Genomic DNA, 26,313 nt, shown 5'->3' with positions numbered 1-26,313 from the left:
AAATGCGATCTTAAATGCCTGACCAGGTCTTATCAGCCACTTTATACCCTTAACCTCCCAATACGATCGTTATCGCTGCAATCGACATGCCTATGACCGTAGTGCCAAATCCTGATCTCACCTTGCCGTAAAGGTTCTTTTCGTATGTTCTGTAGTAGCCGGTGATAAACAATAGCAATATTCCCAGCAGATTAGACTAAGCAAGTGCATGGATCAGCTTGTCCGCCAGAAAGAACGGCAGGACAACTGTGACTCCTGAAGCTGTGGATATCAGGGATGTGACCACGATTATAGCCAGCACTTCCCGGGTAGATACTGTTTCTTTTTCCCCGGTTGCTGCAAGATGCAATATAAGATCTCTGTATAATTCAAGTCTCTTTTCTTCAGAAATGTTGCTAATAATAGTATTTTCAAGCTTTTCGCTGATCAGGTAAATCGCAGCTTCTCCTTTCAGGTCTGACTTACATATTTCTATTATATTTCTCTATCCCGAGATTATAATTTCTCTTCCATATATAGAATGCACCATCAGCGATCCCTCATGCAATACAGCAGAAAAGTGCAGAATATATTATAGGGAAGTATGATCCTACTGGCATGGCAATTTAAGTCCTAAGGAAACTGGTGAAGGTCATTGCGAGGATCACTGCATAGATAACCTCTGCTCCGGTCCAGTACTTACCAATGTAATTGGAAAGATGCATATTTTCTCCTCAAGTGATTGAGCATTTATTATATAATTTAGTATATTTATTATTTATCATAAAATATGAAAGGGAATAAGTTTTCCAGGAAGAATGTCCGGCTCCAATAAACAAATTCCACACGTGACTTGCTGGCACGATCTTCGGACTTACCGACTCATGTACCAACCTCCATATTTTTATCCTTCTTTGCACCTTTACAAAGCAGATACCATGAGGACAATAGACTGGGATGATGAATCAAATTCAATAGTAATGACCGATCAGACTCTGCTTCCGGCAGAATACAAAGTGATTGAATGTACGACTCTCGCATCTTTGTGTGAGGCCATCATGTCTCTCAGAGTGCGCGGAGCTCCGGCTCTGGGGGTCGCAGGTGGGTATGGTATGGCTCTTGCAGCCAGGCTTAGTAGTGCCAAGGATATGGATGCATTGTTAAAAGACATGCAAATTGCGGCAAAGACCATAAAGGCTACAAGACCCACTGCTGTCAACCTTGCGTGGGGTGTTGACAGGATATTGCATGCCATCAACGATACGTATGATCTGAAAGGTATAAGAATTGTGGCACTATCGGAGGCAAAAAGGATGGCAGATGAAGATGTAGCCAAGAACAGGAAAATAGGGGAACATGGTGCCAGATTGCTGGAAGATGGTGACGTGGTGCTCACTCACTGCAATGCAGGCAGGATGGCCTGTGTGGACTGGGGTACAGCACTTGGTGTGATACGTTCGGCAGTGGAAGATGGTAAGCAAATACAGGTGGTAGCATGCGAGACCCGGCCGCTTAACCAGGGGGGCAGGATCACTGCCTGGGAACTGATGCAGGATAATATCCCTGTCACTCTGATAGCGGATTCTATGTCAGGACACCTGATGAGAAACGGTTTCATAGATAAGGTTATAGTGGGAGCTGACAGGATAACAGGTGACGTGGTTTTTAACAAGATAGGGACATATACCCATTCTGTGCTTGCAAAGGAGCACGAGATACCTTTCTATGTAGCTGCACCCCTATCTACCTTTGATCTTGAAGGGTGGGAGGAAACTGTACCCATTGAACTAAGGGACGAGGATGAGTTGCGTTTCTGTAATGGAAAAGCAATAGCTCCAAAAGATGTAAAGGTATATAATCCGGCATTCGATGCAACCCCTATGGAAAATATCACTGCTCTTATCACAGAAAAGGGGGTATATTATCCTCCATTTCTGCTGGAAGAACTCTTCATTTGATCGCTTAGACCATAAGGCTTTAAATGGTTAAATGCAATTCAGCATAAAGCACTAATATAAATATAGCCTATTTATCAGCAGGAGAAAATATGTCTAAGAAAAGTTCAAGTGGTAGCGGGTTGATGTCCTCAGCCGGTCTGATGCGTTATTATGAAGCGGATAAGAAGGCAATTCACATCGATCCAAAATCTGTGCTGGTATTCGGTGTAGTTATTGGTTTTGCTATCATAATGCTCAATGCTATGTATGGCCTCTGGCCATAATTCTTATTATATTCAGTTTTTTTTTCTGTTTTTTTCCAGATCGGCTTTCTGTTATTTATGCACGTATCTCTTTTATAGCTGCAGCTATTTTTCTTGAAAGCTGTGTTTTCGGAGCCGTATTATCAATAAGGACTCTGCCGCTCTTTTCCCACCATGATCTGGGGTAGGACTTCTCTTTTTCGACTTCTGGATTAAGGCCGAGCTTCAATGCTGCTTTCTCTATCTCAGTGAGAGTTGGTTCTCCAACGGAGGATTTTCTTGAAATAATACGTCCCTGGCTTCTTGATCTGTTCTTGTCTATATAGGCTGGCCATATGACCAGTTTATTCCTATCACGCATCAACATGGCCTTTAGTTAGTACTTCATGTGATTTAAAATTCCCTGATGATCCTTTTTGACGATTTACTCCTTTTTCTCAGAACTTACATCTTTCACGAAGTCAAGGGTTCCAAGCTCTTGCAGACTACCGATTGGGATATAACATGCTATAGTGGTGCCATCAACAGAAACTGTGAGTATGTCTGTGCCAAGTCCCCTCAAAGTCTCAAGATCGTTAGGATCCTTTTCAGTTGTGTGGATCCTTAATTTAAGATCACCTTCCCGGGTGCTCAGCAAAGGGTCGGAAGTATAATACAGGAAAGCCGCTGACTGTCCTTGAGCTTCATACACATGGGATGTCTTGTTCAGGTGCCAGCCCAGGACAGGATGGGCAAAATAAGTATTCGGGTATCCAGGGTCAGTATATAATGGAATTTCTTCCTCTTTTTTCTCGATATAACCACAAAGGCAGATGGCTGCTATCAATATCAATGATACCATAACTCTGGGTATATATATATGCATATATATATTTTATAATATTTCTATCTCTTGTATTTAAGATATTCTCGGGCAAGTTTCAGCAAGATACATATAGTTGGTGTTTTATGCATGTTTGGCATGGAAAAAAATCAGAGCATCTTTGATGTTGATCCGGAGGTCAGAGCTTTCATATCGGAACGTAAAGGAGACTTCAGGTTGTGCACTACATGTGGGGGGCCTGTGATCGTGCCAGTTGAGATGAAAGCTCCGAAGGATTCGGATATCGTTATGCAGATAGGACCCAATAAGCTTTATATTTCAAGGGTACAGGCTCATCATCTGAGGCGCATTGAAAAGCACATGCTTGCTTATTACGAAGGGTATATGGAAAAAAGGATTTAATATCTTAATAAAAATCTTCTTCCATTGATTCATTGATCTTTCTCAGCACATCTGCTACAAGCATCTGCACTTCGGTCGCATGTTCTGCCGGAATCTCCCCACCTTCAGTTTCGATAAGTTTTTTCATGTCCTGTACCATCTTATGTATCATGCCTATCATTTCTTCCTGTGTAATGAGGCCTGCATAATATGCATAAAAGAAGGTAGTGCCACTGCGCTGAACCTTTTTTTTGAACACTGCTCTTGCATTTGAAACTTCCTGGCGAGTATACTCTTCTTCCATAAAAGGAACAAGTTCTTTAAGATTGGAGCCTATCCATGTCATCTCAGATCTATTGGATGCATCTTTGAAATCTGCGCAAAGGTGAGCTATCACCCACTCTCTTGCAGTAAGGTGTGTTGTCCTTTTCAGGAATCGGGTAACCTCTAGGTATTTTTTGCTATCCATTTTTCTGAACTTCTGGTACTTCATGCCTTGTCTCCTGAAATTCCAAATTTGTATTGCAGCCACTATAGTACAATTTCAATTCAAAGGGCTTTAATATATTTAACTCTAATGAAGGAATGATGAAGATCTTACTACCCACTGATGGCTCTACATATTCAGAAAATGCTGCGCGTGTCACTAAAAGGATAGGAAATGAGCATAATGAGTTCATTATTCTTCATGTACTTGCAGATAAAGGCATGGGTATGAAATCATGGCAGAAAGATGGAGCTGATGTTCTTTTCTCTTCTATCGAAAATATACTGATCGAGATAGGTTTTGACAGTTCCAGGATAAAGAAGGTCGTAGAAGAAGGAAATGCACCTGCACAAATCGTGGATGTGGCTAATCGATATGAAGTTGATCTTATAGTCATGGGTAACCAGGGTAAAAGTGGTCTAAAGAAAATAATGGGCTCTGTCACTGCTAAGGTGCTGGAGCTTTCAGAAAAGCTAGTATTGGTGGTACCGCCTAATTACACATTTTCGCAGGTCGAAGACAACTCAAATGATGTCCAGACAATTCATTAATGTAGTTTTACCTTGGATAACTTCCGTCATGGAGAACACTTCAAGATTGTAGATGCCTCTATAGTTATGTATCTCCTTTAATACTGTATAGTCTACAGTACCTTTGCCAGGGGCCAGGTGCTCGTCCCCGTCGTACGTACTGGTCCACCTACCATTGTTATCATGCATGTGCATGTGTATCACACGGGGTGCTACAGTTCTGACAAATGTCCGCAATTCTTCAGGATCACCATCGCATGTAAGGTTTGCGTGTCCGATATCCAGTGTGATATTCAGATTATCCGAATTCACGGCTTCCACTGCAGCCATAAGTTCCTCTGCCTGGCAGCAGAGGTTTGTGGGGTCTGTACCTTCCTTATTCTCAAGTCCCAGCATCACCCCGAAGTCAGCTGCCTGTACTGCAAGCTGCTTCAGATTGGATACCATGTTCATAAAGGAAAGTTCACGATCACCAGTGATCCTGCCGGGATGAAGGACAACTGCTTTTGAGCCCAGGCTTGCTGCAAGTTCAATGGATTCACGCATGAGCCTGAAATCTTTTGGTTCCATATTTGCAGTGTCTACTTGCAGGTCTTTAGGATAGGTGGATGATTGGGCAGAGTAGGGGGCATGTATCGAGGTCATGAGGTTCAAAGTAGAGAGCTCATCGAGGATCGTTGACAGTACATCACGGTCCAGCCTTGGACCATTATATACATGCATTTTGGGTATGTATAGTTCCACAGATCTTACTTCATCTGACAGCTCAGAGAGGGAACCTGCAAAGGAAGATGCTCCAATTATCATATACTATCAGGTGATATCCTGGTAATAAGATATTTGTGGTTGACTGCCAAAATGTACCATAGGCTTTGTATTTAACAGGGCACACGCAGAAAAAACTTCTATATTCTAGAATTTGAATATTTTAAAAATCCGGTTGGCCTAGACAAAAGCGTATAGTAGTATTTAAACTCTACTGTCATATGTAATGTTCTGACATATCTCTAATTATAATATAACTAAGATAAAAAATAGCTCTATGCAATGCGAGTTTTTCTTCGAAAGGTTTATAATGAGACAGTATCTTCAATTTCAGCGAATGGTAATATATTACCATCATTGACACTACTTACTATATGATGGACAAATATTATCCATATAATAGAATTAATTCACAATCAGAAGACAAAGATGTAGGAGGAAAATATATGGACCCGCTCATAGGCATGGGCGCGTTAGCACTTATGGGTGCTGCTGCTACCATAGCAGGTGCATCAGAAGATCTGGAATCCGATATCGGATCTCAGAGTAACCCTAACTCTCAAGTGCAACTTGCGCCCCAGATGTCGTATCCACACAGGATCTATAATAAAGCCATTTCTGGAGAACCACCATCGAACGCTCTTATGTGTGCTATCGGTGGAACTATAGCTTATGTTATGTTGAACGCCAACTTTTCCGCAGTGCTTGCACTGACCATAGGATCACTGGTCGCAGCCATGGTACACGGAACATATGCAGTAACTTCATACATGGGCAGATGCTCCAGCCAGAAACGTTTCAAACAGATGGTATACCTTGATGTGCTGCGTTCTCACACGCCGGCAATAATGGGATACTCATTCATAACAACATTCTCTATTCTTGTAGTATCTTACTTAATGATGACTGTTTTTGCTCATCCCTTCCCGCTTCCGCTACTGGCATTCATATGGGGTATCACCGTTGGCGCTATCGGCTCATCCACAGGTGATGTGCACTATGGTGCCGAGCGTGAGTTCCAGGATGTGGAGTTCGGTTCCGGTCTTAACACCGCAAACTCCGGTAAGATCGTAAGAAAGGCAGAATCCGGGATCAGGAGCAGTATGGATAATTCCTGGTTCTGTGCAAAGTTCGGAGGACCTGTAACGGGTATTGCCTTTGGTATGACAGTCTTCCTTAGTGGATGGATAACTACTGTTTTCGATCCGTCAAAAGGCCCCACGGCCGGATGGGAGTCTGTTATTGCAGGAGCTCTCATTGTCTTCATTATGATCATCTATAACAGAAAGATCGAAATCCAGGCAAGGAAAGCATTCGGTCCCTACAAAGAAGATAAAGAGGAAGCAGCATGATAGATATAGTAGGATTAATTGCAGATAACATAATGTATATGTTGCTTATCACCCTCGGAGGTGTCCTTGTATCTGTTAGCGTTCACTTCGTGCCAGTAGGCGGTGCGCCAGCTGCAATGGCCCAGGCAACCGGTATCGGAACAGGTACCGTGCAATTGGCTGCCGGAGCAGGTCTTACAGGCCTGGTCACAGCAGGTTCAATGATGGGCGTTACTGATAATATTGGATTGGTGCTTGCCTCAGGTGCAGTGGGTGGTATGATCATGATAGCTGTTACCATGATTGTAGGTCAATGGGTCTACTTCTATGGTGTGGGTTGTCCCGCAGCATCAGCAAAAGTAAAATACGACCCTATAACAAAGGACAGGCAGGACCTTTACATATCCCAGGGTACTGAAGGCCATGCGATCCCAACCGTTTCATTTGTGAGCGGTGTTATCGGAGCAGGGCTTGGAGGACTTGGCGGAGGCACTGTTTATTATGCACTGCTGAAGATGGGAGAAGTTGCTGCAGGATTGACCATTAAGGATATCATGAGTGCAACAGGTCATCAACTGGTGGGCCTTGCCAGTATTTTCGCAGTAGGTATATTCTTCATGAACGCGGTTATTCCATCATACAACATTGGAGGAACCATAGAAGGTTTCCATGACCCGAAGTTCAAGAAATGGCCAAAGGCAGCGATCACTTCTTTAGTCGTTACCCTTCTCTGTGCTGTTCTGGCAGTGGTCACCATAGGAGGTATGTAAGATGTCAGCAGGAGGAAGCGGGGAAGCTCATGCAGCTATCCCACAGAATCAGCTAATAGCTTTCGGTATAATCGGAGGCCTTGTAGGAATATATGCAGCATATTTCCTGTCAAATGTAGCAGGCGGCGTCTTATCATTCATGGGTGCTCTTGGTGCTATATGCGCTACTATATGGGGCGCTGCAGCCGTTAGAAGAGTGGCAAGCTATGGTCTTGGTACCGGTGTACCTTCTATAGGCATGCTGGCCTTAGGTATGGGTGTCGTTGCAGCCATGTTCGGCCTTGCAGTAGGTAAAGGATTGGGTATTGAAATCGCCGGTCCTGTGGTAGCTGTTGTAGTGGCATCAATAATTGGTTTAGTTATTGGTATCTTTGCTAACAAGGTCCTGAATATGAATATCCCTGTAATGGAACAGTCAATGACAGAGATAGCTGCATCAGGGACCATATTGATCATTGGTCTTGCTGTTGCAATGACAGGCACATTCACGTTCGATGTTGTGCTTACAGAGGTCATCACCACAGGTTACATCGCAGTGATCTTCATTGCAGGCGGTATGGCTATGCTTCACCCGTTCAATGCAAACCTCGGCCCGGATGAAAAGCAGGACCGTACTCTGTATACTGCATTTGAAAAAAGTGCTATAGCAATGATCATAGCAGGTATAGTAGCATTGTCTGTGCAGAATGCATCAGCTGGTATGGTAACCATCATTATAGGTATATTCCTCTGGTACATTGGGTTCATGGGATTCTATGAACGTGTCAAGAGAGATGCCTTCAAAGTAGTTGGAACTGGGTTACTGCCATCTGAGGAGGAGTTAGAATGAGCATGATACACGTTGCACCAGAAGCGCACCTGGTGCTTGATCCATTAACCTCTTTACTGGCAGAGGAACGTCCCGATATTATCCAGTATTCAATGGATCCCATACTTGCAAAGATTGATGAACTGGACAAGATAGCGGATGATCTGGTGAACTCCCTTGCACCTGACCGGCCACTTATGAACTCATTCCCCGGTCGTGAAAATACATCCTACATTGCCGGTATATATGGAAATTCCTTCTACGGAATAATTGTAGGTCTTGGAGTTGCAGGTCTGCTGCTCATCGTGATGTATGTGCTAAAAACTATGGGAGTGATGTGAGATGGTAGATAAGAGAGAGCCAGCACCACAGTGGCCTGTACTTAAAGGTGAATATGAAGTAGGAGATGTAAAGAACTGTGTTGCTGTCATCACCCTGGGTTCACACCTTACCGGTGGTCCTCAACTTGATGCAGGAGCCTGCATCACTGGGCCCTGTAAGACAGAGAACCTGGGTATAGAGAAGGTAGTTGTACACATAATCTCCAATCCTAACATAAGATTTCTCATTGTAACCGGTTCAGAGGTCAAAGGACACGTTACCGGTGATGCAATCCTGAAGATGCACCAGAACGGTGTTAAAGATAACAGGATAGTTGGTGCAGTAGGTGCTATTCCCTATATAGAGAACCTTACGGCAGAAGCCATAGAAAGGTTCCAGCAACAGGTCGAATGTGTCAACTTCATAGGAACAGAAGATACCAATGCAATTGTAGCAAAGATCAAAGAGTATGCTGCAAAGGACCCCGGAGCCTATGATGCAGAGCCTATGCTCCTGAAGATAGGGGAGGGAGGAGAAGAAGAGAAGGAAGAAGCAGGTGGCCTCAAGCCAATGGCTGCAGAGATGGCTACTGTAAGGAGCCGTATACTCAGTGTCAACAAAGAGATGATGGGTATCGGTAACCTCAACAAGTTCCATGCAGGTGTCCATGCCGGTAAGGTAGAAGGTATAATGATCGGCCTGGGTATTACTCTGACAATACTGGGTCTTCTGCTGGGAGGTAACTAACATGGCTGAACAGTTGGAATATGATAAAGGTGTCCCTATGGTCATCTCACCTCAGATGGGACCTATAGATAATGTTGTAGCGGACATAAGGGCCCGCGCCCAGCTCATTGCAAGGAACCAGAAGCTTGATTCCGGTGTAAGTGCAACAGGATTCATTGGTTTTGCTGCTGGTTTTATATTTGCCATTCTTATGGCAGTAGTTCTTCCATTGATCATCTGGCAGGTGATTTACTAATGACCGAAAGAAGCGATAGAGTACCCAGCGTGGTCACAGACCCAGCGGATTTCGCTGAAGTGCTGGAGAGACTTAACAAGATAGACGAGAAAATAGAGTTCGTCCACAGTGAAGTCGCACAGAGGATAGGTAGGAAGGTTGGAAGGGACATTGGAATACTGTATGGAGCCGTTGCCGGAATACTAATATTCCTTGTTTACCTGTCAATAAAACCATGGTTATTTGGATAAAGAGGTGTACAAATGTTCAGATTTGATAAAAAGCAAGAGGTATACGAGGTAGGCAGCGTCAAGTTCGGTGGCCAGCCCGGAGAATACCCAACAGTACTTGTAGGTACGATGTTCTATGCAAGGCACAAGATCGTGTCAGATGAAGATAAAGGTATATTCGACAAGGCAGCTGCAGAAAATCTGTGGCATAACATTCAGGAGATGGGTGCAACCACAGGTAACCCATATGTCAACCAGATCGTGGGAGAAACTCCTGAAGCGATCACAAAGTACATTGACTGGTTTGTTGAGCTTGATGATAAGACTCCCTTCCTTATCGACTCTTCAGCAGGCGATGTTCGTGCAGCAGCCGCGAAGCACGTTACAGAGATCGGTGTAGCTGACAGGGCTATCTACAACTCTATCAATGCCAGTATCCACCCGGACGAGATGGAAGCAGTCAGGGAAAGTGACATCAACTGTTCTATTGTCCTTGCATTCAATGCAACTGACCCAAGTGTAAAAGGTAAGCTCGAGATCCTTGAGACCGGTGGTACAGGCCAGACAAAGGGAATGCTTGAGATTGCCAAGGAATGTGGTATCACAAAACCATTGGTCGATGTGGCAGCAACACCATTGGGAGCTGGTTCCGGTGCATCCATGAGAGCAGTCCTGGCGATCAAGGGGCACCTTGGTCTTCCTGTGGGCGGTGGATACCACAACATGGCATCTGCATGGGACTGGATGAAGAACTACAAGAAGAAGTTCGAGACAAAGGAAGAAAAGCAGGCAATCTACATGCCGGCAGATATAGGTACAAACCTTGTGCCACAGGTGCTCGGTTCAAACTTCCAGCTTTTCGGTCCAATTGAGAACACTGACAAAGTGTTCCCTGCAACAGCCATGGTAGATATCATGCTGGCCGAAACTGCAAAGGAACTTGGTCTTGAGGTTAAGGACCCGAACCACCCCATATTCAAACTGGTATGATCATACCAGTTTCCATTCTTTTTTAATTGATTTTTTGATCAAATCCATTCTAAAGTGTTTCCATTCTCTTCCAGTTGCCCATAAGATGTTCATCCGGGTTGTAATTGTAGCTGTCAGAGAGGATTCTGTCTCCCAGAGCATTTATCCAAACATCCACATGTCCGCTCTCAACATCGATCTCCTTCTCTTCATAAGGGTCCCAGCGTCTTTCAAGGCCAAGAATGGCCTCGCGACTGAACCTTTCAGAAGGGCTTTCCCGATCGATCTGTGTATTATTTACTGCTCTGTCAGCCTCGAATTGCCTGTTGGACTCTTCCCAGCTGCGTATTCTCTGCTCTCTTAACCTATCCTGCATCTGGCTGTATTTTCTTGAAAAAACGCCTATCTTCTGGATATTTGCAATCTGCTGCTGATACAATCCTATCATCAGGTCTGTTAGCTGCCGGACCCATATCTCATTTGGCCGAAGAGAAGCCTTCATCGTTCTGAAAAGGGGCAGATTCTCTTCAAGATGCCCCTCAGGGGCACGGATAGATCCAGTCTGCATCTGCCAGAGGATGAAGTTTCCACCTATCACCGGAACCTGTTCGTATAAGACTCCGGCATAAAATTCCTCTTCAATAGGATTTTCTGCAATTTCATAGGCTATTCGTACTTTTCCAAATCTCACATTGGCTTCGGTACGAGGAGTAAAAGCATCTGCAACCATTGGGTCATCAGGATGCACCGGACCTCTAAGAACTATCCTGTAAGGCTGCATCTTTTGCCGGAAAGGAGCTATTATATATTTAAGGAGCACTTCGTCCGGTTGCATGGGCGCAGCAACTTTTGTACTCTGGCTCTGCCATAATTGCTGGTTCATAACTGCCATAGGTTTGCTCGACCACGTGAACTTCAGGATGGGAAAACCTTCAAATGCAATTAGTCCATCGGGACTGGCCACTGCAAAATTAATGTATACAGGCATATGCATGTCATTAACCCAAGTGATCCCGCCATAACACGTCCAGTCATCAGGTATCACCATTCTAAAAGCCTCGATACCAAAGCCTGCTTGGTCGATGCACCGGATTCTTCTGTAACCGGTCATTTCATGCATCATCACCATGACATTTTGATGTTCCACAAATCGGTCAAAATTAACCGGGTGTAAATCAGATGGATTTACTCCCCACCCTTTCACATACAAGGGGACATTTTTTAATATACTCCTTATAAGAAGGTTTGATCTAATGCTATTTAAATATAACCAGTTACTCAGAAAGATTAATATGAGAATGCACTAATGCTGCTTCCATGACAGATGTAATGCTTCTCTGGGACACGCCCGTTTTATTTGAGAAATTATTTGTAGAGTATAATATTAAATGCCAGCGAGTGCAAGCTGAATCTATAGGCACACCTTTCCTGCCTCCGTGCAGATGTATTGTTCTTCCCACAGGTTTTGCCAACCCTGTATATACCTCCACTCTCAAGGGTATCGTGAGGAACAAAAATAAAATTGAAAACTTCCTCAAAAAAGGAGGTACTGTAGTCATATTTGGGCCGATGGTGCCGGAATATGATTATGACTGGCTACCCTTTAAACTGAAATATGTGCAGGAACAGGGTTCTTGCACAGTGCAGAGGATGGAAGCACATGAAGATATCTGTGTCATCGAAAAGCATGTAACTGAAGTGGAATATGACGGGTATTTCCTTGACACGGATGCAAACGTTGTGTTAAAGGACCCAAAGGGCAGGTCACTGATGGTCGTAAAAGATGTAGGTAAGGGCAAGGTCATAGCCTGTTCCATACATGAGTTTCCTTCTCAAGATTTTCTGCAAACTATAGTGGCTATGTCTTCAAGCTGCAAGATCTGAGTTTATCATGTTGGAGTAAGAAGACCACCGTTTTCAAACGGTGGATGAATTACGTCTATTCTACAAAAGAAGTTCTCCACACAACTCAATACTAAATATATATATATATATTGTTAAAACAATATACTGTTTGTATGTTAAAAGCCTACAAGTATAGAATATATCCTACAAAGGAGCAGGAAGAATCGTTCTTCCAACATTTCGGTGCATGTAGGTTTGTCTATAATTGGGCTTTAGAGAACAAAATCAAGTCATACGAGCAAAATGATAAATCCGTATCAAGATTCACCTTGAATAAAATGATAACTGAATTGAAGGAGGAACATACATGGTTAAAGGATGTAAACTCACAATCATTACAAGGTGCTACTCTTAATCTTGAAACTGCGTTTACCAAATTTTTTAGAGAAAAAAAAGGATTTCCGAATTTTAAATCTAAGAAAAATCCAGTACAATCTTTTTCAGTACCACAATTCTACGAAGTGGACTTTGATAACAATAAAGTAAAGCTCCCTAAGATTGGATGGATAAAAACAAAACTACATCGTAAATTTAAGGGTATTGAAAAGACCGCTACATTATCCAGAACACCAACTGGAAAATACTACATTAGTATTCTTGTAGATGATGAACAGGAAACACCTGTTAAAAGTCTGTTCAATGAAAAGGTAACTGTTGGTATCGATATTGGAATCAAGGACTTTGCTATACTTTCCAATGGTAAAAAAATAGATAATCCGAAATACCTTAAAACCTCTATACAACGTCTTCATGTATTACAAAGAAGGATGAGTCGAAAGCAAAAAGGTTCAAAGAACAGGGCAAAGGCCAGAAATGCAGTATCAAAGCTCCATGAAAAAATAAGCAACCAGAGAAATGATTTTCAACATAAATTATCCTCTAAGCTGATAGGCGAGAATCAAGCGTTAGCATTGGAAACTTTGAACGTTAGCGGTATGTTGAAAAATCATTGCCTTGCACTACACATAGCAGATGCTTCTTGGAGTTCTTTTGTAACTAAACTGGAATATAAGGCAGAATGGTTTGGAAAAACAATTTTACGCATAGGACAGTTTGAACCGTCAACTAAAATCTGTAATGTGTGTGGATATCACAATAAGAACTTAACACTTGCAGATAGAGAATGGCAATGTCCTGATTGTAAAACCAATCATGACAGGGATGTTAATGCCGCTATTAATATCAAAAAGTCTGCTCTTAATAAGCAAAACCTAATCGGGATATAACACCGTAGGGACTACGGAAAGAGCCTATGGACTTACTGGCAATGGTCAGGGGTATGAAGTAGGAAGCCACCCTATTAATAGGGTAGTAGTTCACGGAAACTCTTTTTGCAGCTTTTCTATTTCTTCCTGAACATCAGTCATTTTTAGTATGAATAATCCAAAACAGGGCTTTATGAACTGGAAGATCAGATCGTTACCTTTTACACCCACAGGGATCTTATCTGAACCAATAAGTTTCATACCCTTTATGCTATAACCTCCGGGTACATGAAATACCTTTTCAGAGTTGTCCTTTATGTATTTTTCACTTTGTGTAAGAGTAACCCCACTAGTCAATACCTCATAAGGCATATCTTTTGTGCATGATGATCTGGACATGTTAACCGCCTCAAATTATTGTGAGTCCCTTTACTCTTATACCGGATTCTACTATACTGCCTACGATCTTCCCGCCTGTAAGCTCAGCTGCTTTTAAAGCGTCTTTTTTGGGCAGTATTATTACAAACCCCATTCCCATGTTGAACGTCCTGTACATCTCAAGTTCGTCTACATTACCTTCTCTTTGCAAGAACTTAAAAATATCGTTGGGTTCTATGGGATCGGAAATATCAAATCCGAGCTTGGTGACCCTCTGAAGTTTTAAGAGGCCACTTCCCGTGATATGAGCCAAACCGTGTACTTCACATTGCCCGATCACATCAAGTATTTCCATGTATATCCTGGTGGGAATGAGCAGCTCTTCACCAATGGTAGTAGAATCGTTGTATGGGAATGGATCCTTATAAGAATGTCCGGACCCTTCGACTATTTTGCGTACCAGGGAATAACCGTTGCTATGTACTCCACTGCTGGGTATGCCGACAAGCACATCACCCACTTGCACATTTTCACCAGTGATGATCTTATCTTTTTTAACCATACCAAGGCAAGTGCCTGCAAGATCAAAACCTTTTATAACGTCCGGGAGGGTAGCAGTCTCACCGCCTATTATTGACATGCGGGAAAACTCAGCACCATTTCTTAATCCCTCTCCAATCTGAGTTGCGAATGATTCATCATGGGATTCAAGTGCCAGGTAGTCTACAAAAGCCACTGGCTCTGCGCCAATAGCCAGTATGTCATTTACATTCATAGCAACGCAATCTATTCCGACTGTATCCCATTTTTTAAGCGCGTTTGCAATGAGGACTTTTGAACCAACTCCATCTGTTGTCATTGCAAGGGCGTATTCCCCAAAATCAAGAAGACCTGCATAATGCCCTATATCTGTTAGCGGAGCACCCAGGCCTGTACGCATATAGGTCATTTTACTGGTAAGGGCTTTGATAGTGCTCTCTTCCTGTCTTATATCCACGCCCGATCCTGCATATGTGAGATGCTTTTCACTCATTGAACTACCCCTTTCATAAATTATAGAATTCGCGATGTAAAACCCTAACTGCATTAATGGCGTCCCTTGAGCTCACAACAAAGGATATATTGTGCTGTGATGAGCCCTGGCTGATCATTATCACATTTATTTTTTCTCTTCCCAGCGTACTGAATACTCTGCCCGAGACACCTGGTGTGCCATCCATACCTGCACCTACAACAGCGACCACGCAGATATCTCTGTCAAAGACAACGTCTCCCACCACATTTCTATTGAATTCGCAACGCACTGCAGCGACAGCAGTTTCCAGTTGGTCCTCATCGATCACCAGAGACATATTTGCTTCAGAAGAGCCCTGGCTTATCATAATTATGTTTACTCCTGCATTAGCAAGACTTGTGAAAACCCGTGCAGCTGTACCGATCGTGCCCATCATGCCAGCTCCACAGATGTTTATAAGCGCCACTTTCTTGATCAAGGTCACTGCTTTTACTACATTCTGGCTTGGTACCTGATCAGCCACTATAAGAGTGCCTTCAAAAGAAGGTTCAAAAGTATTTTTTACTCTAACAGGTATCTTGTGTTTGATAGCTGGTTCTATTGTCCTGGGGTGAAGTACCTTGGCGCCGAAATATGACAGTTCCATAGCCTCGATGTAAGAAACCTGAGCCAGTGGTTTTGCCTCAGGAACTATTTTTGGATCAGAGGTCATTATTCCATGTACTTCTTTCCATAACCAAATCTCGTCAGCCTGGACAGCTGCGCCAATGATCGAAGCTGAAAAATCAGATCCGCTCCTGCCAAGGGTGGTGATGATTCCGTCTTCGTTCTCTGCAATAAAACCAGTGATAATTGTTACTATTGAACAGTTCAGTAAAGGAGATAATTTTTCCTTGATAAGTTCATAGCTTTTTTCAAGGGGCAGTGCGTTCCCATAATTGCCATCAGTGATAATGCCGGACTCTCCACCGGTCAGCCATTTGGAATCAATACCTAAAGACCTTATAGAGCCACTTACTATGGGTGCAGCCAACCTCTCCCCATAAGAAGAAATATAATCAATTGAACGCGGCGTAAGCTCTCCAAGATAACATATTCCTATTAAGGCTTTTTCCAGTTCATCTAATCTAACATCAATTACCTCTGTGGTTTCAGAGATAATATTCTCATCATCTATTGCAGCATGTATGGCATCATAATGCGTTTTGGTGATGTCCGCTATGAACTCTTTGACCAGCGAGACTTTGCCGTTCTTTGAAACATCCTTTGCTGTGCTCAAAAGCCCATCTGTAGTACCACCAAGTGCTGATGTAACTGCAATAAGCTCGTGACCGTTTTCATGGAAGCCTTTCAGGAGTGTAGCAACATGGCGGATCTTTTCTCCATTTGCTACCGAAGTACCACCAAATTTCATTACGATTCTCATATTAATTTCACACTTTCCGCGGTTATGGATTGCACTATAAAGAAGATTGTGTGATATAAAGATTATGAACCCATTAAAGTAAGATTAATGTATTTTTTACTTTTAGCTCAATTTAAAGATCACAATTCCTATCGCTATGATAATTATGAATAGAATTGGCATAAAACTATCAGTATTCACATGATCTGTCACATTCCCATTTCCGTTAGTGGCAGGTGTTGATGAAGGATTCATTATGTTTTGTGTAGCAGAGCTATTAAGTTCTCCCTTATTTTTGTCAATGCTATCAGGTATTGATATCAAAGGATTCGTATCATTATTGTTGTTTTCAGATACATTTTTTGATATATCTCTTACTACATTTCCTATGCTATTTTCTTCCAGATCAGGTCTCTGCGTCACATCTTTAAGGATAACAGTGGAACTGGTCGAAGATTCAAAAAATTTACTTATCCTTGCTATAAAAATGGTCCGTGAATTGCCATCCACATTTTTGGAATAAATGAATATATCGCCAGTTTCCAGTTCTTCTTTCTTCAGCGATCTCCCATCCCTGCTCAGTTCAAGGATCACAGAATCATCTTCCACATCACTTGCTTCCAGAGTGTAACCGTCTTCAAGGGAAAGGCTTTCTCCAACTTTAACAGACTTTGAGGTATCCAGCATAAGGAAATCGTCATCTTCCTGCTCAGGATCAAGGAACTGTTCGATCTCCACTTCAACATATATCCTATCATCTTTTTCATCAAAATCCACGGGTGTGATCCTGAGTACAACGTAATCTATTTCCTCTTCCTTTTTGTCTTCATTTGTTTCTTCCATGGTGACTATGTACTCAAATGGTTTATCTTCGTCTCCGAAAGAATCCCTTATATCGATCTCTTCATCTTTATAGTACACTTTTAATAATATGTCTCCGGAGTCTTTGCTGGAATCTATGAGCTTGAAAGAATAACCTTGCTCTAACTGTACAATATCGCCTGCACTCAGAGTTTCCTCAGAGTAATATATCATTGCCCCTTCTTCAGGGGAACAATAAACTGGGGAAGACAGCAGAATAAGCAATGTCATTACACAGACAACCACAAAACGTATATATCTCATAGGAACCACTATCATACAAATTAAAGGACATTACATGTGATTGCATGCTTGTTTCTTCTATTAGTTGATTAGTCTGTCGGTTTTAGGATCCCTGGTGTATATCATGAAATATATAATACTGATCGGAGATGGTATGGCGGATGAACCTATTGCTGAACTGGGAGGAAGAACTGTACTCCAGAAGGCAAGAACGCCCAACATGGACTATATTGCTGCCCATGGAAAAGCGGGGCTGGCCCGGACCGTCCCGGAAGGTATGCATCCGGGAAGCGATGTTGCGAACATGTCTATTGTAGGATATGATCCTAAAAAGTATTACTCAGGCCGGGCTCCTCTTGAAGCTGCAAGCATGGGCATTGAATTGGATGCTGATGATGTGGCTTTCAGATGTAACCTCATAACTATAGAGGACGGAATGATCGCTGATTACAGTTCCGGACACATTTCAAGCGAAGAGGCCAGGGAACTTATACAAACCGTAGATGCAGAGTTAGGTAAGGACGGGATCAGCTTCTATCCGGGTATCAGCTACAGACATCTGATGGTTACAAAGAACAACTTTGGTGCTGAAACCGCGTGCACTCCTCCTCATGACGTGATAGGCGAAAAAAAAGAAGATCATATGCCAAAAGGCAAGGACAGTACGATATTTTGTGAATTGATCGATACTTCCATGGCCATTCTTGCGAAGCATCCTGTGAACCTTAACAGGATAGCAGCAGGTAAGAAGCCAGGCAATTCGATCTGGTTATGGGGACAGGGAGGTGCGCCTGCATTTCCTCTGTTCAGGGATATGTACGGTAAGACCGGAGCTATCATCTCCGCAGTAGATCTTGTGAAGGGGATCGGAATATACGCAGGTTTCGATATAATCGAGGTGCCCGGAGCAACAGGTTATCTGGATACCAATTACGTAGGAAAGGCCGAGTATGCACTGGATGCTCTGAAGGATCACGATTTCGTTGTCGTACATGTGGAAGCACCGGATGAGGCAGGGCACATGGGAGATGCAAAGGCTAAGATCCAGGCCATCGAGGATTTTGATGAGAAGGTTGTTGGCACCATACTGCAGGGTGCTAATTCCATGGCCGCAGATGTGACCATCCTGGTAATGCCTGATCATCCGACTCCTGTGCACCTGAGGACGCATACATCTGATCCCATACCTTTTGCTATCTACTCCACCAATGAGAAACATCCCGACAATGCCACAGCATTCAATGAAGTTGATGTGCGGGAGGGATCCTATGGAATTGTGTATGCTGCTGATCTGGTAAAGCTCATGATACAACGCCACACATAAGAACACAATCTCTTTTTTTTAACCATAGTCAAATTTTATAATTAATTCTCATGTATTTCATTGGAGTTATGCGGGGAATGGCTAAACCCCGATACTCAAAGGTGTGGATTGCATGAAACAAGGTCTTACAAGATGGACACCTTCGGGTATATCTAAATGGGATCCCTTTGAAGAGGTAGGCAGGATGCAGGGACTTCTAAGACAGCTGTTCAGTGAACTGTCACTTTCGGGTGAAATAAAGACCTTAGACACGCTTTCACCCATGATGGACGTGCAGGATAAGGATAACGAAATAGTTGTAAAGGCCGACATGCCCGGAGTAGACAAGAAAGATGTGGAGATCGATATTAAGAATAATATGCTCTACATCAATGCAAACACGCATCGCGAAAAGGAAGAAGAGAAGGAAGGATATGTGGTGCATGAACGCGCTTTTTCACGGTTTGCCCGGACCTTCAGCCTGCCTGCGAATGTTGTGACAGAAGGAGCGAAAGCCAAACTGGAGGATGGCGTTCTGACCATAAAAATACCTAAGGCAGAGATAGAGGAAAAGCAGAAGATACTTATCGAATGAGTTGTGGATAATTTCTAGGGTACGTCCATATATGATGGACGTACTATCGCTTTTTTCAGTAATTTATATATTTACGGCATCAGGGAAATAACCTCTTCATATTTTGCTCAGTCGGGGTAACTATCATCATCGCCGCATCTGTTCATATGTAGATAGGCTTATTTATGCCTAATGACCTGTTAACACCAGGTGTAATTTTTGAGATTCGAGGCTTTTGTAGTGGAAAACATCCCACTGATAAAAAAAGAGGATGATATCGCACAGATCATTTGTGAAAGAACCGATATCCTTGATGGGGATGTCATAGTTATAGCTTCCACCATTGTGGGGAAAGCTGAAGGAAGGACTTTTTCCCTGGTGGATATAGTTCCTGGTGCAGAGGCAGTAGAGTTCTCCAAACATATCCGTTTCACTCCCGAGTTTATACAGGCGGTTCTTGAAAGGAGCCGGGAATGCCTGATTTCTTCACCAGTATTGCTTGTGGAGATGAAAAATGGCCATATATGCATCAATGCAGGCATTGATGAATCTAATGTTGAAGAGGAAATACTTCTGGAGCTTCCGGCAGATTCTGATGCAAGCGCTGCATATATTGGAAAGGGGATCGAGAGTTACACTGGTACGCAGATCAGTGTAATCATTACCGATACGAATGGGAGAGCCTTTAAGCGTGGTCAAACAGGGGTTGCTGTAGGAGTCTATCGTATCCATCCTCTCAAAGACTGGAAGGGACAAAAAGATCTGTTCGGTAAAGAACTTAAGATCACAGAAGAAGCTGTCGCTGATGAGGTCGCAGGAGCTGCGAACCTGCTTATGGGTGAAGGTAACGGCGGATATCCTGTAGTGATAATACGTGGCCTGAAATTAAGGTCCAAAGATAGTGCATCCGTAAAGGAAATGTATAGGTCGGATGAAGAAGATCTGATTAAAAAAAGCCTGAAATATCTAAGGTGCCGGGTTTGAGGGCAGGTTAACAAGTTCTACTCCGGCCTCATCAAAGAATTCAATGGAATCCCTATCCGGATAGGATTGCAGGAACACAACTCTTTTGATATTTGAGTTGATGATCATTTTGGCACACAGGATGCATGGCTGGTGTGTGCAGTACAAGGTTGCCGAGTCTATGCTGACCCCATAAAGTGCTGCCTGGATGATGGCATTCTGCTCGGCGTGCACTGCCCGACATTTCTCGTGGCGTGTACCCGATTCGATGTTGTTCTGCTGTCTGATGCAGCCAATGTCAAGACAATGGGCCATGTTCCTGGGGGCACCATTATAGCCTGAGGAAAGTATCCTTTTATCCTTGACGATCACAGCACCCACCTGGTTTCTCAGGCATGTTGACCTTTTTGCTACAACGGTAGCTATTTCGAGGAAATATTCGTCTAATCCCGGCCTCTCTATCATCGACTTATAAAAATAGCAAGTAGTATATATAAGTTGTAGTGTATGTTGGAAACAAAATATAAATCTCAATTTCCATCACTCTTACACTCTTGGAGCATCAGAAGATGAGTCTATCTCTTACGGAAAAACTGGATTCGTTCGTAAGGAAGCACAACGACCGACAATTGCTGGTTTTGCCTGTTGCTATCTTCCTTATAGCCATATTAATCATTGCCTTCACCTTAGCTACGACCGGGGCACCGGTGAAACTGGGCATGGAATTCAAAGGTGGTACAATGATCTCTCTGACAACTGATACGCCGGCAGCTGCTCTTAAGGAAAAGTATTCGGCTTATCCTCTGACTGACGTACGGCAGACAGGCTCAAGGACAGTCATACAATTTGGTCCACTATCCAATGAAGAACAGCTGAGTCTTACCCAGGATGTTACGGATACTTATCAGAATGTGGAGATTAGACAGATAGGTCCGGTTTATGGGACAGATCTGCAAAAACAGGCAATTAAAGCAGTTATTTTCTCATTCATAGGCATGTCTCTTGTTGTGTTCATAATCTTCAGGATCTTCATTCCATCATTGGCAATAGTTTTAGCTGCTTTCTGTGATATTGTTATCGCAGTAGCTTTTATGAATGTAGCCGGTATCGAGCTATCTCTTGGTACTGTTGCAGCGCTGCTTATGCTTATAGGTTACTCTGTAGACAGCGACATATTGCTCACTACCAGGGTGCTTAAGAGAAGAGGAGAAGTCGAAGAAAACATAACAAATGCTATGGGTACTGGTATAACAATGACCACCACTACTCTTGCAGCCCTGATAGTGCTGTATGTAGTGACCACATATTCTTATTTGATCATACCTTCTTTTTCCCAGATCAATCTGCTTTCGGATATTTCTATTGTACTCATATTCGGGCTCTTGGCTGATATTATAAATACATGGCTTACTAACGTTTCAATTCTACGCTGGTATGTTAAAAGAGAAGGAACAAAAGGAGCAAGGAGGAGAAGAGCATGAGAGAAGATGAGGAGCCAAAAAGTATATTCAGGGATCTACGGGTGATAATCTTCATAATTGCTCTTCTGGGATCGATAGTTTTCATTCATCCCGGATATAACTCTGAAGATGGATTTACGACAAATCTCAAATATGGGCTGGACCTGGAAGGTGGCTCATGGTTACAGGTTAAGCTTCAGGGCGCACTGGTGCAGGTAGACGCAGACATGAATATGCTGCTTAAGGCTCTTATAGAACCGTTGATAACTAATACTATCGAGATCACAGGTTCAACAGCCACTGTGAATGTACAAGGACAGGCCCAAACCCAGACCATCACGTTCACAACTCCTGGTACCATTACAAATTCTCAGATGGATCTCCTTGGATTGGGTGAATACACCATCAGTAAGCAAAATGAGCTTACACAAGTCAAACTAACCACTTCTAAAGAGACACTTATTGATTCCTATCTGGGTAATTCATTAAAAGCTGAGATCGTTCCAATGGTTACTACTGATGGAGTGGAATATGAGATAAGGACAGCTGTAACAGAGCAGCAGATAGAAGCCCTCATGAACGCAGTGGGCGGTTCCATTGTTAAAAATGCCGATGGCAGTTCACGGTATCAAGACAGGGTAAGGGCAGAGACCCGCGATCTTACCAAAACCATCCTTAGTGAAAAGATGAACTCTCTTGGACTTAAGGACATACCTGTAAAGACTGTAGGTGATGAGTATATCCTCATAGACTTTGCAGGCATTGATCTGGCAACAGCAAGGGAGATTGCAGAGAAACCCGGTAAATTCGAGATACGCATCCAGACAACAGGCAATGAAACAAAACATGTACTATATGGGGAAAATATAGAGAGTGTCGGGATAGTTGGTTATAATGAGGAGGATGGAATGTGGTCTACACCCTTCACTCTCAACGAAGCGGGAGCACTAGCCCTGCAAAAAGCAGCTATCGAGACCGGGGCTACAAGTAATCCCATGGAGCATAATCTGATAATGTTACTTGACGGCAACGAGGTATATAGTGCTCCTTTAAGTAACTCTGCTGCTCAGCAATTGGAAACAGGTCCGATCTATTCATGGCAATCTTCTACAGGTTCTGATGATGAGGGTAAGTCAAAAGCACAGCAGCTTCAGATTCATCTGAGGGCCGGAGCTCTCCCTGTCAATGTGGAGGTCATAGGCGCAGGACACGTGGATGCAGCACTCGGAACTCAATTCAAGAAACAATCTGTGATCTCAGGTCTTATCGCTTTGTTCGCAGTGGCCTTTGTGGTGTACAGAAAATATCACCAAAAGGAAATTCTTATCCCTATGGTGGGTACTTCTGTAAGTGAGGTAATAATGATATTAGGTGTCGCCTCTGCGATAGGATGGCAACTTGACCTGCCAAGTATTGCAGGTATTATTGCTGCCATTGGTACAGGTATTGATCACCTTGTTATCATCACTGACGAAGTATTGTATGAAGGAAAATTACCTCCTACAAAGGTGTATCTTTCCAGGATAGCCAAGGCATTTACTATAATATTGGGTGCAGCAGCAACAACGGTAATTGCCATGGGTCCATTGGTATTGATGGGTTTCGGATCCCTCAAAGGATTTGCCATAACCACCATAATAGGTGTGTTCATAGGTGTGGTAATAGCAAGGCCAGTTTATGGAAAGATGATAAATGAAGTATTGAAAGATAAAAGTGAGGGTCAGATCTGATTATGCAAGCAAGCATAAAAGATATTTGGACTGTGAAATATAGACCTTCAAGGCTTGAGGAGCTTGTAGGTAATGAAGAGTCTGTGAATACCCTTCGCAGGCTCGCATTATCTCGTAATGTTCCGCACCTGTTATTGTATGGGCCGTCCAATTCCGGAAAAGCCACCGCTGCCTTCGCCCTTGCAAATGAAATTTACGGAGAAGGGTCTGAGAGAAATTTCACTTACTTCAATGCATCCGATTTCTTTGATAACGGTAAAAGTTATCTTGTCCGGGACAAGAGGTTCACGCGTATACTGGGCACAGATGACCCACGGAAGATCCAGAAAAGTGTGATCTCTGTTTTCAAGGAAATAATAAACGAATATGCAAGTATGGCGCCAATAGACTCGGACTACAAGATCATATTCATAGACAGTTCCGAAACTCTTGATACGAATGCACAGCATGCATTAAGGCGCATAATGGAAAAATACACAACAACCTGCAGGTTCATTCTTTCTACCACTCAGCCCTCAAGATTGATAGCACCTCTGCGTTCCAGAGGTCTACAGCTTTTTTTCAGGCATGTATCTGATGAAAAACTGGCTGATTTCATAAAGCATATAGCGGAAACCGAAGGCTTTCTGATCACAGAAAATGGAGTACAGGCATTGTTGTATCATTCAAGAGGTAACGTAGCAACCTCACTTAATACATTACAGGTGGCAGTTATTCTCTCAAATGGTGAACCAATAGGGGCCCAAGCCATATATACGGCTGCTGTCAGGGAAGAAGTAGGAGATGTAAGATTGCTCTATGAGGCTGCAACTGTCGGGAATATAATAGAGGCCAGGAAATTCATAGACCGTATGCTGGTTGATTACGGTTTTACAGGCAATGAGATACTAGAACGCCTTCACAGAATTGTTGCAGGGTCTGGAGAACCTGAGCAAAGGATCGCTAGATGGAACATTAAGATCGCAGATGCCAACTTTAAAATGCTACAGGCTGCTAATGACAGAATTCAGCTTGAAGCTCTTGTGACAGATTTTTGCAACTAACATATAATAGTGATCATGGATGCAAATAGTGAATTCACACTGGCTTGCCGCAAGCTTCTGGAAATGGTGCTTAATGGCGAGATACGGGATCCGGATCAATTGGTTCAGGCAAAGAAACTTGTAAGTAAACATCACAAACTTCCTTCACTGCCTACAAATGCGGACATTATGATTTCCGGTAGCGAAGAAGAGCAACTATTGGTAAGGGATTTCCTTCGGAAAAAACCGGTTCGTACTATCTCAGGTGTAGCTGTGATCGCAGCTATGACATCGCCTGCCCCCTGCCCCCATGGCACATGTGTTCCCTGCCCAGGAGGCCCAGCTTCTTCTTTTAACTCGCCGCAAAGCTATATGGGGCAGGAACCCTCTGCAATGCGCGCGATCCAATATGAGTATGATCCATACAGGATAACCGCTGCCCGTCTTGAGCAATTAAAACAGATAGGGCATGATATAGGGAAAGCCGAATTGATCATAATGGGGGGAACATATTCAGCCCGCACTTTAGACTATCAGGAATGGTATGTAAAACGATGTCTTGAAGCAATGAACGATTTTTTTGATACCCAATGGCGTGAACATGTCCCTACTATTGGTAAGACCTTCCCCTACCTCACTCTTGAGGACGTGCAGAAGGCCAATGAGACAGCAAAGGTCCGCAATGTAGGTATGACATTTGAGACCAGGCCAGACTGGGCTAAAGAAGATCATGTAGATGTACTGTTAAAATTAGGTGCCACCAAAGTTGAGATCGGAGTGCAGAGCACCTATGATTTTGTCCTTTCCAGGATGAACCGTGGGCATACTGTTGCAGATGCCACAGAGGCTAATAGGGTTCTAAGGGACAGCGCTCTGAAAGTAGGTTTTCACATGATGCCTCATCTTCCGGGAATGGATATTGAAGGGGATGTGCGCAATTTCAAAAAACTTTTTATAGATACCAGATTCAAGCCGGATTATCTGAAAATATATCCTACACTGGTCACAGAGGGGACAGCACTTCAGAGAATGTGGAAGGACGGGGAATATGAAGCCCTTACAGATGAAAATGCTGTGGAACTGCTTGCTAAGATCAAATCCTTCCTGCCTAAATGGGTAAGATTACAACGGATACAGCGGGATATTCCTGCTTATCAGATACTTGCAGGTACTCGTAAAAGCAATATCAGACAACTTGCTAGAAGTATGCTGGAAGAACATGGTGGTTCCTGTCAGTGCATCCGCTGCCGCGAGGTAGGTCATAATATTCTTAATGGAAAGTATCCTCATCCTGACAACATTAAGCTGGTTGTTGAAAAATATGATTGTTGTGGTGGTGTGGAACATTTCATATCTTTTGAAGATATACAATCGGATATTTTGATAGGTTTTTTGAGATTGAGGTTCCCTCATGATCCTTACCGACCCGAGCTTCAGAATTCAGCTCTGGTCAGGGAGTTGCATGTATACGGATCTATGGTTCCTGTAGGTGAACATGCAAAAGAATATGCCTGGCAGCACAGAGGCTATGGAGCAGAATTGCTTGCACATGCGGAAGAAGTGGCAAAGGGTGCAGGCTTTAAAAAGATCTCTGTTATAAGTGGTATTGGAGTAAGGGAATATTATCGTAAGCAGGGTTATATTTTGGATGGGGTCTACATGTCTAAGTGGTTTTAGATACATTTTTTACCAAT

Annotated in this window: 33 protein-coding genes; 21 read left to right on the top strand and 12 right to left on the bottom strand. The window is 43.1% G+C overall.

Annotated elements, in window-relative coordinates; translation table 11 throughout:
* Positions 1–49: 49 nt before the first annotated feature.
* The gene (locus METHO_RS14315; RefSeq protein ID WP_281162783.1) at positions 50–178 is read right to left on the bottom strand and encodes a hypothetical protein; all 129 of its coding nucleotides are present in this window, start codon (positions 176–178) and stop codon (positions 50–52) included.
* Between the two features lie 18 nt (positions 179–196).
* On the bottom strand, positions 197–349 hold the full coding sequence (locus METHO_RS13765; protein WP_156811116.1) for a hypothetical protein: 153 nt from the start codon (positions 347–349) through the stop codon (positions 197–199).
* A 568-nt stretch (positions 350–917) separates the two neighbouring features.
* Between METHO_RS13765 and METHO_RS10090 the strand changes: the two genes are divergently transcribed.
* Positions 918–1,937, top strand: coding sequence for an S-methyl-5-thioribose-1-phosphate isomerase (locus tag METHO_RS10090; protein ID WP_048831151.1), 1,020 nt, complete (start codon positions 918–920; stop codon positions 1,935–1,937).
* 89 nt (positions 1,938–2,026) lie between these two features.
* Complete coding sequence (locus METHO_RS10085; RefSeq protein WP_015325433.1) at positions 2,027–2,200, top strand: preprotein translocase subunit Sec61beta; 174 nt, start codon at positions 2,027–2,029, stop codon at positions 2,198–2,200.
* Between the two features lie 55 nt (positions 2,201–2,255).
* Here the strand turns inward: METHO_RS10085 and METHO_RS10080 are convergent, their stop codons facing one another.
* Positions 2,256–2,540 carry a signal recognition particle protein Srp19 gene (locus tag METHO_RS10080; RefSeq protein WP_015325432.1) on the bottom strand — a complete coding sequence of 95 codons (285 nt, stop codon included), beginning with the start codon at positions 2,538–2,540 and terminating at the stop codon, positions 2,256–2,258.
* A gap of 63 nt (positions 2,541–2,603) precedes the next feature.
* The gene (locus METHO_RS10075; protein ID WP_156811112.1) at positions 2,604–3,020 is read right to left on the bottom strand and encodes a hypothetical protein; all 417 of its coding nucleotides are present in this window, start codon (positions 3,018–3,020) and stop codon (positions 2,604–2,606) included.
* Positions 3,021–3,140: 120 nt separating this feature from the next.
* On the opposite strand from METHO_RS10075, the gene METHO_RS10070 reads away from it, so the two are divergent.
* Positions 3,141–3,404 carry a hypothetical protein gene (locus METHO_RS10070; protein ID WP_156811110.1) on the top strand — a complete coding sequence of 88 codons (264 nt, stop codon included), beginning with the start codon at positions 3,141–3,143 and terminating at the stop codon, positions 3,402–3,404.
* 4 nt (positions 3,405–3,408) lie between these two features.
* On the opposite strand, the gene METHO_RS10065 is transcribed toward METHO_RS10070, so the two are convergent.
* Entirely contained in the window at positions 3,409–3,876 is a 468-nt protein-coding gene (locus METHO_RS10065) for a DUF5806 family protein (RefSeq protein ID WP_048831150.1), read from the bottom strand.
* Between the two features lie 92 nt (positions 3,877–3,968).
* On the opposite strand from METHO_RS10065, the gene METHO_RS10060 reads away from it, so the two are divergent.
* Complete coding sequence (locus tag METHO_RS10060; protein ID WP_015325429.1) at positions 3,969–4,421, top strand: universal stress protein; 453 nt, start codon at positions 3,969–3,971, stop codon at positions 4,419–4,421.
* On the opposite strand, the gene METHO_RS10055 is transcribed toward METHO_RS10060, so the two are convergent.
* Positions 4,395–5,207, bottom strand: a complete 813-nt coding sequence (locus tag METHO_RS10055; RefSeq protein ID WP_015325428.1) for a sugar phosphate isomerase/epimerase family protein — start codon at positions 5,205–5,207, stop codon at positions 4,395–4,397. The genes METHO_RS10060 and METHO_RS10055 overlap by 27 nt on opposite strands.
* Positions 5,208–5,611: 404 nt before the next feature.
* Here METHO_RS10055 and mtrE point away from each other — a divergent pair, with 404 nt between their 5' ends.
* The 8 genes from mtrE to mtrH are packed head-to-tail and all read left to right on the top strand — an operon-like array spanning position 5,612 to position 10,576.
* A complete protein-coding gene (mtrE, locus tag METHO_RS10050) occupies positions 5,612–6,517 on the top strand; it encodes a tetrahydromethanopterin S-methyltransferase subunit E (RefSeq protein WP_015325427.1) in 906 nt (301 codons plus the stop codon).
* A gap of 5 nt (positions 6,518–6,522) precedes the next feature.
* Entirely contained in the window at positions 6,523–7,266 is a 744-nt protein-coding gene (gene mtrD, locus METHO_RS10045) for a tetrahydromethanopterin S-methyltransferase subunit D (RefSeq protein ID WP_048831317.1), read from the top strand.
* Between the two features lies 1 nt (position 7,267).
* Positions 7,268–8,095: a tetrahydromethanopterin S-methyltransferase subunit MtrC gene (mtrC, locus tag METHO_RS10040; RefSeq protein ID WP_015325425.1), complete on the top strand. Its 828-nt coding sequence runs from the start codon at positions 7,268–7,270 to the stop codon at positions 8,093–8,095.
* Entirely contained in the window at positions 8,092–8,415 is a 324-nt protein-coding gene (locus tag METHO_RS10035) for a tetrahydromethanopterin S-methyltransferase subunit B (protein ID WP_015325424.1), read from the top strand. The genes mtrC and METHO_RS10035 overlap by 4 nt, the downstream gene beginning before the upstream one ends.
* Position 8,416: 1 nt before the next feature.
* The gene (mtrA, locus tag METHO_RS10030; protein WP_015325423.1) at positions 8,417–9,142 is read left to right on the top strand and encodes a tetrahydromethanopterin S-methyltransferase subunit A; all 726 of its coding nucleotides are present in this window, start codon (positions 8,417–8,419) and stop codon (positions 9,140–9,142) included.
* A gap of 1 nt (position 9,143) precedes the next feature.
* Positions 9,144–9,377, top strand: a complete 234-nt coding sequence (locus METHO_RS10025) for a tetrahydromethanopterin S-methyltransferase subunit F (RefSeq protein WP_015325422.1) — start codon at positions 9,144–9,146, stop codon at positions 9,375–9,377.
* Complete coding sequence (mtrG, locus tag METHO_RS10020) at positions 9,377–9,607, top strand: tetrahydromethanopterin S-methyltransferase subunit MtrG (protein ID WP_015325421.1); 231 nt, start codon at positions 9,377–9,379, stop codon at positions 9,605–9,607. The genes METHO_RS10025 and mtrG overlap by 1 nt, the downstream gene beginning before the upstream one ends.
* 12 nt (positions 9,608–9,619) lie before the next feature.
* A complete protein-coding gene (mtrH, locus tag METHO_RS10015) occupies positions 9,620–10,576 on the top strand; it encodes a tetrahydromethanopterin S-methyltransferase subunit H (protein WP_015325420.1) in 957 nt (318 codons plus the stop codon).
* Between the two features lie 49 nt (positions 10,577–10,625).
* On the opposite strand, the gene METHO_RS10010 is transcribed toward mtrH, so the two are convergent.
* Positions 10,626–11,678: a hypothetical protein gene (locus METHO_RS10010; RefSeq protein WP_156811108.1), complete on the bottom strand. Its 1,053-nt coding sequence runs from the start codon at positions 11,676–11,678 to the stop codon at positions 10,626–10,628.
* A 194-nt stretch (positions 11,679–11,872) separates the two neighbouring features.
* Here METHO_RS10010 and METHO_RS10005 point away from each other — a divergent pair, with 194 nt between their 5' ends.
* Both METHO_RS10005 and tnpB read left to right on the top strand, forming a co-directional pair.
* Positions 11,873–12,439 (top strand): hypothetical protein, encoded by a 567-nt coding sequence (locus METHO_RS10005; RefSeq protein WP_015325418.1) that lies wholly within the window; start codon positions 11,873–11,875, stop codon positions 12,437–12,439.
* 134 nt (positions 12,440–12,573) lie between these two features.
* Complete coding sequence (tnpB, locus tag METHO_RS10000) at positions 12,574–13,686, top strand: IS200/IS605 family element RNA-guided endonuclease TnpB (RefSeq protein ID WP_015325417.1); 1,113 nt, start codon at positions 12,574–12,576, stop codon at positions 13,684–13,686.
* 90 nt (positions 13,687–13,776) lie between these two features.
* Here tnpB and METHO_RS09995 read toward each other — a convergent pair whose 3' ends face one another.
* The 4 genes from METHO_RS09995 to METHO_RS09980 all read right to left on the bottom strand — a co-directional run bounded on the left by METHO_RS09995 (position 13,777) and on the right by METHO_RS09980 (position 17,588).
* The gene (locus tag METHO_RS09995) at positions 13,777–14,064 is read right to left on the bottom strand and encodes a DUF1894 domain-containing protein (RefSeq protein ID WP_015325416.1); all 288 of its coding nucleotides are present in this window, start codon (positions 14,062–14,064) and stop codon (positions 13,777–13,779) included.
* 10 nt (positions 14,065–14,074) lie between these two features.
* A complete protein-coding gene (purM, locus tag METHO_RS09990) occupies positions 14,075–15,076 on the bottom strand; it encodes a phosphoribosylformylglycinamidine cyclo-ligase (protein ID WP_048831148.1) in 1,002 nt (333 codons plus the stop codon).
* Positions 15,077–15,089: 13 nt separating this feature from the next.
* Positions 15,090–16,484, bottom strand: a complete 1,395-nt coding sequence (locus tag METHO_RS09985; protein ID WP_048831147.1) for an aspartate kinase — start codon at positions 16,482–16,484, stop codon at positions 15,090–15,092.
* Between the two features lie 102 nt (positions 16,485–16,586).
* Positions 16,587–17,588: an S-layer protein domain-containing protein gene (locus tag METHO_RS09980; RefSeq protein WP_048831146.1), complete on the bottom strand. Its 1,002-nt coding sequence runs from the start codon at positions 17,586–17,588 to the stop codon at positions 16,587–16,589.
* 103 nt (positions 17,589–17,691) lie between these two features.
* Here METHO_RS09980 and METHO_RS09975 point away from each other — a divergent pair, with 103 nt between their 5' ends.
* From METHO_RS09975 to METHO_RS09965, 3 genes are all read left to right on the top strand, one after another.
* Complete coding sequence (locus METHO_RS09975) at positions 17,692–18,891, top strand: cofactor-independent phosphoglycerate mutase (protein WP_015325412.1); 1,200 nt, start codon at positions 17,692–17,694, stop codon at positions 18,889–18,891.
* Positions 18,892–19,003: 112 nt separating this feature from the next.
* A complete protein-coding gene (locus tag METHO_RS09970; protein WP_015325411.1) occupies positions 19,004–19,465 on the top strand; it encodes an Hsp20/alpha crystallin family protein in 462 nt (153 codons plus the stop codon).
* Between the two features lie 198 nt (positions 19,466–19,663).
* Positions 19,664–20,428, top strand: coding sequence for a coenzyme F420-0:L-glutamate ligase (locus tag METHO_RS09965; protein ID WP_048831145.1), 765 nt, complete (start codon positions 19,664–19,666; stop codon positions 20,426–20,428).
* Here the strand turns inward: METHO_RS09965 and METHO_RS09960 are convergent.
* The gene (locus tag METHO_RS09960; RefSeq protein ID WP_015325409.1) at positions 20,411–20,872 is read right to left on the bottom strand and encodes a deoxycytidylate deaminase; all 462 of its coding nucleotides are present in this window, start codon (positions 20,870–20,872) and stop codon (positions 20,411–20,413) included. The genes METHO_RS09965 and METHO_RS09960 overlap by 18 nt on opposite strands.
* A 104-nt stretch (positions 20,873–20,976) precedes the next feature.
* On the opposite strand from METHO_RS09960, the gene METHO_RS09955 reads away from it, so the two are divergent.
* The 4 genes from METHO_RS09955 to METHO_RS09940 are packed head-to-tail and all read left to right on the top strand — an operon-like array spanning position 20,977 to position 26,296.
* Entirely contained in the window at positions 20,977–21,888 is a 912-nt protein-coding gene (locus tag METHO_RS09955) for a protein translocase subunit SecF (protein WP_015325408.1), read from the top strand.
* Entirely contained in the window at positions 21,885–23,597 is a 1,713-nt protein-coding gene (locus METHO_RS09950; protein ID WP_015325407.1) for a preprotein translocase subunit SecD, read from the top strand. Before METHO_RS09955 ends, METHO_RS09950 begins: the two co-directional genes overlap by 4 nt.
* Before the next feature lie 2 nt (positions 23,598–23,599).
* Positions 23,600–24,640 (top strand): AAA family ATPase, encoded by a 1,041-nt coding sequence (locus METHO_RS09945; protein WP_015325406.1) that lies wholly within the window; start codon positions 23,600–23,602, stop codon positions 24,638–24,640.
* Positions 24,641–24,655: 15 nt separating this feature from the next.
* Entirely contained in the window at positions 24,656–26,296 is a 1,641-nt protein-coding gene (locus METHO_RS09940; RefSeq protein WP_015325405.1) for a tRNA uridine(34) 5-carboxymethylaminomethyl modification radical SAM/GNAT enzyme Elp3, read from the top strand.
* Positions 26,297–26,313 lie beyond the last annotated feature (17 nt).

Origin of the sequence: Methanomethylovorans hollandica DSM 15978 (assembly GCF_000328665.1) — an archaeon.
Lineage (GTDB): Archaea > Halobacteriota > Methanosarcinia > Methanosarcinales > Methanosarcinaceae > Methanomethylovorans > Methanomethylovorans hollandica.
Note: the sequence above shows the minus strand (reverse complement) of the source record. Positions and strands in the feature narration are given on the sequence as shown.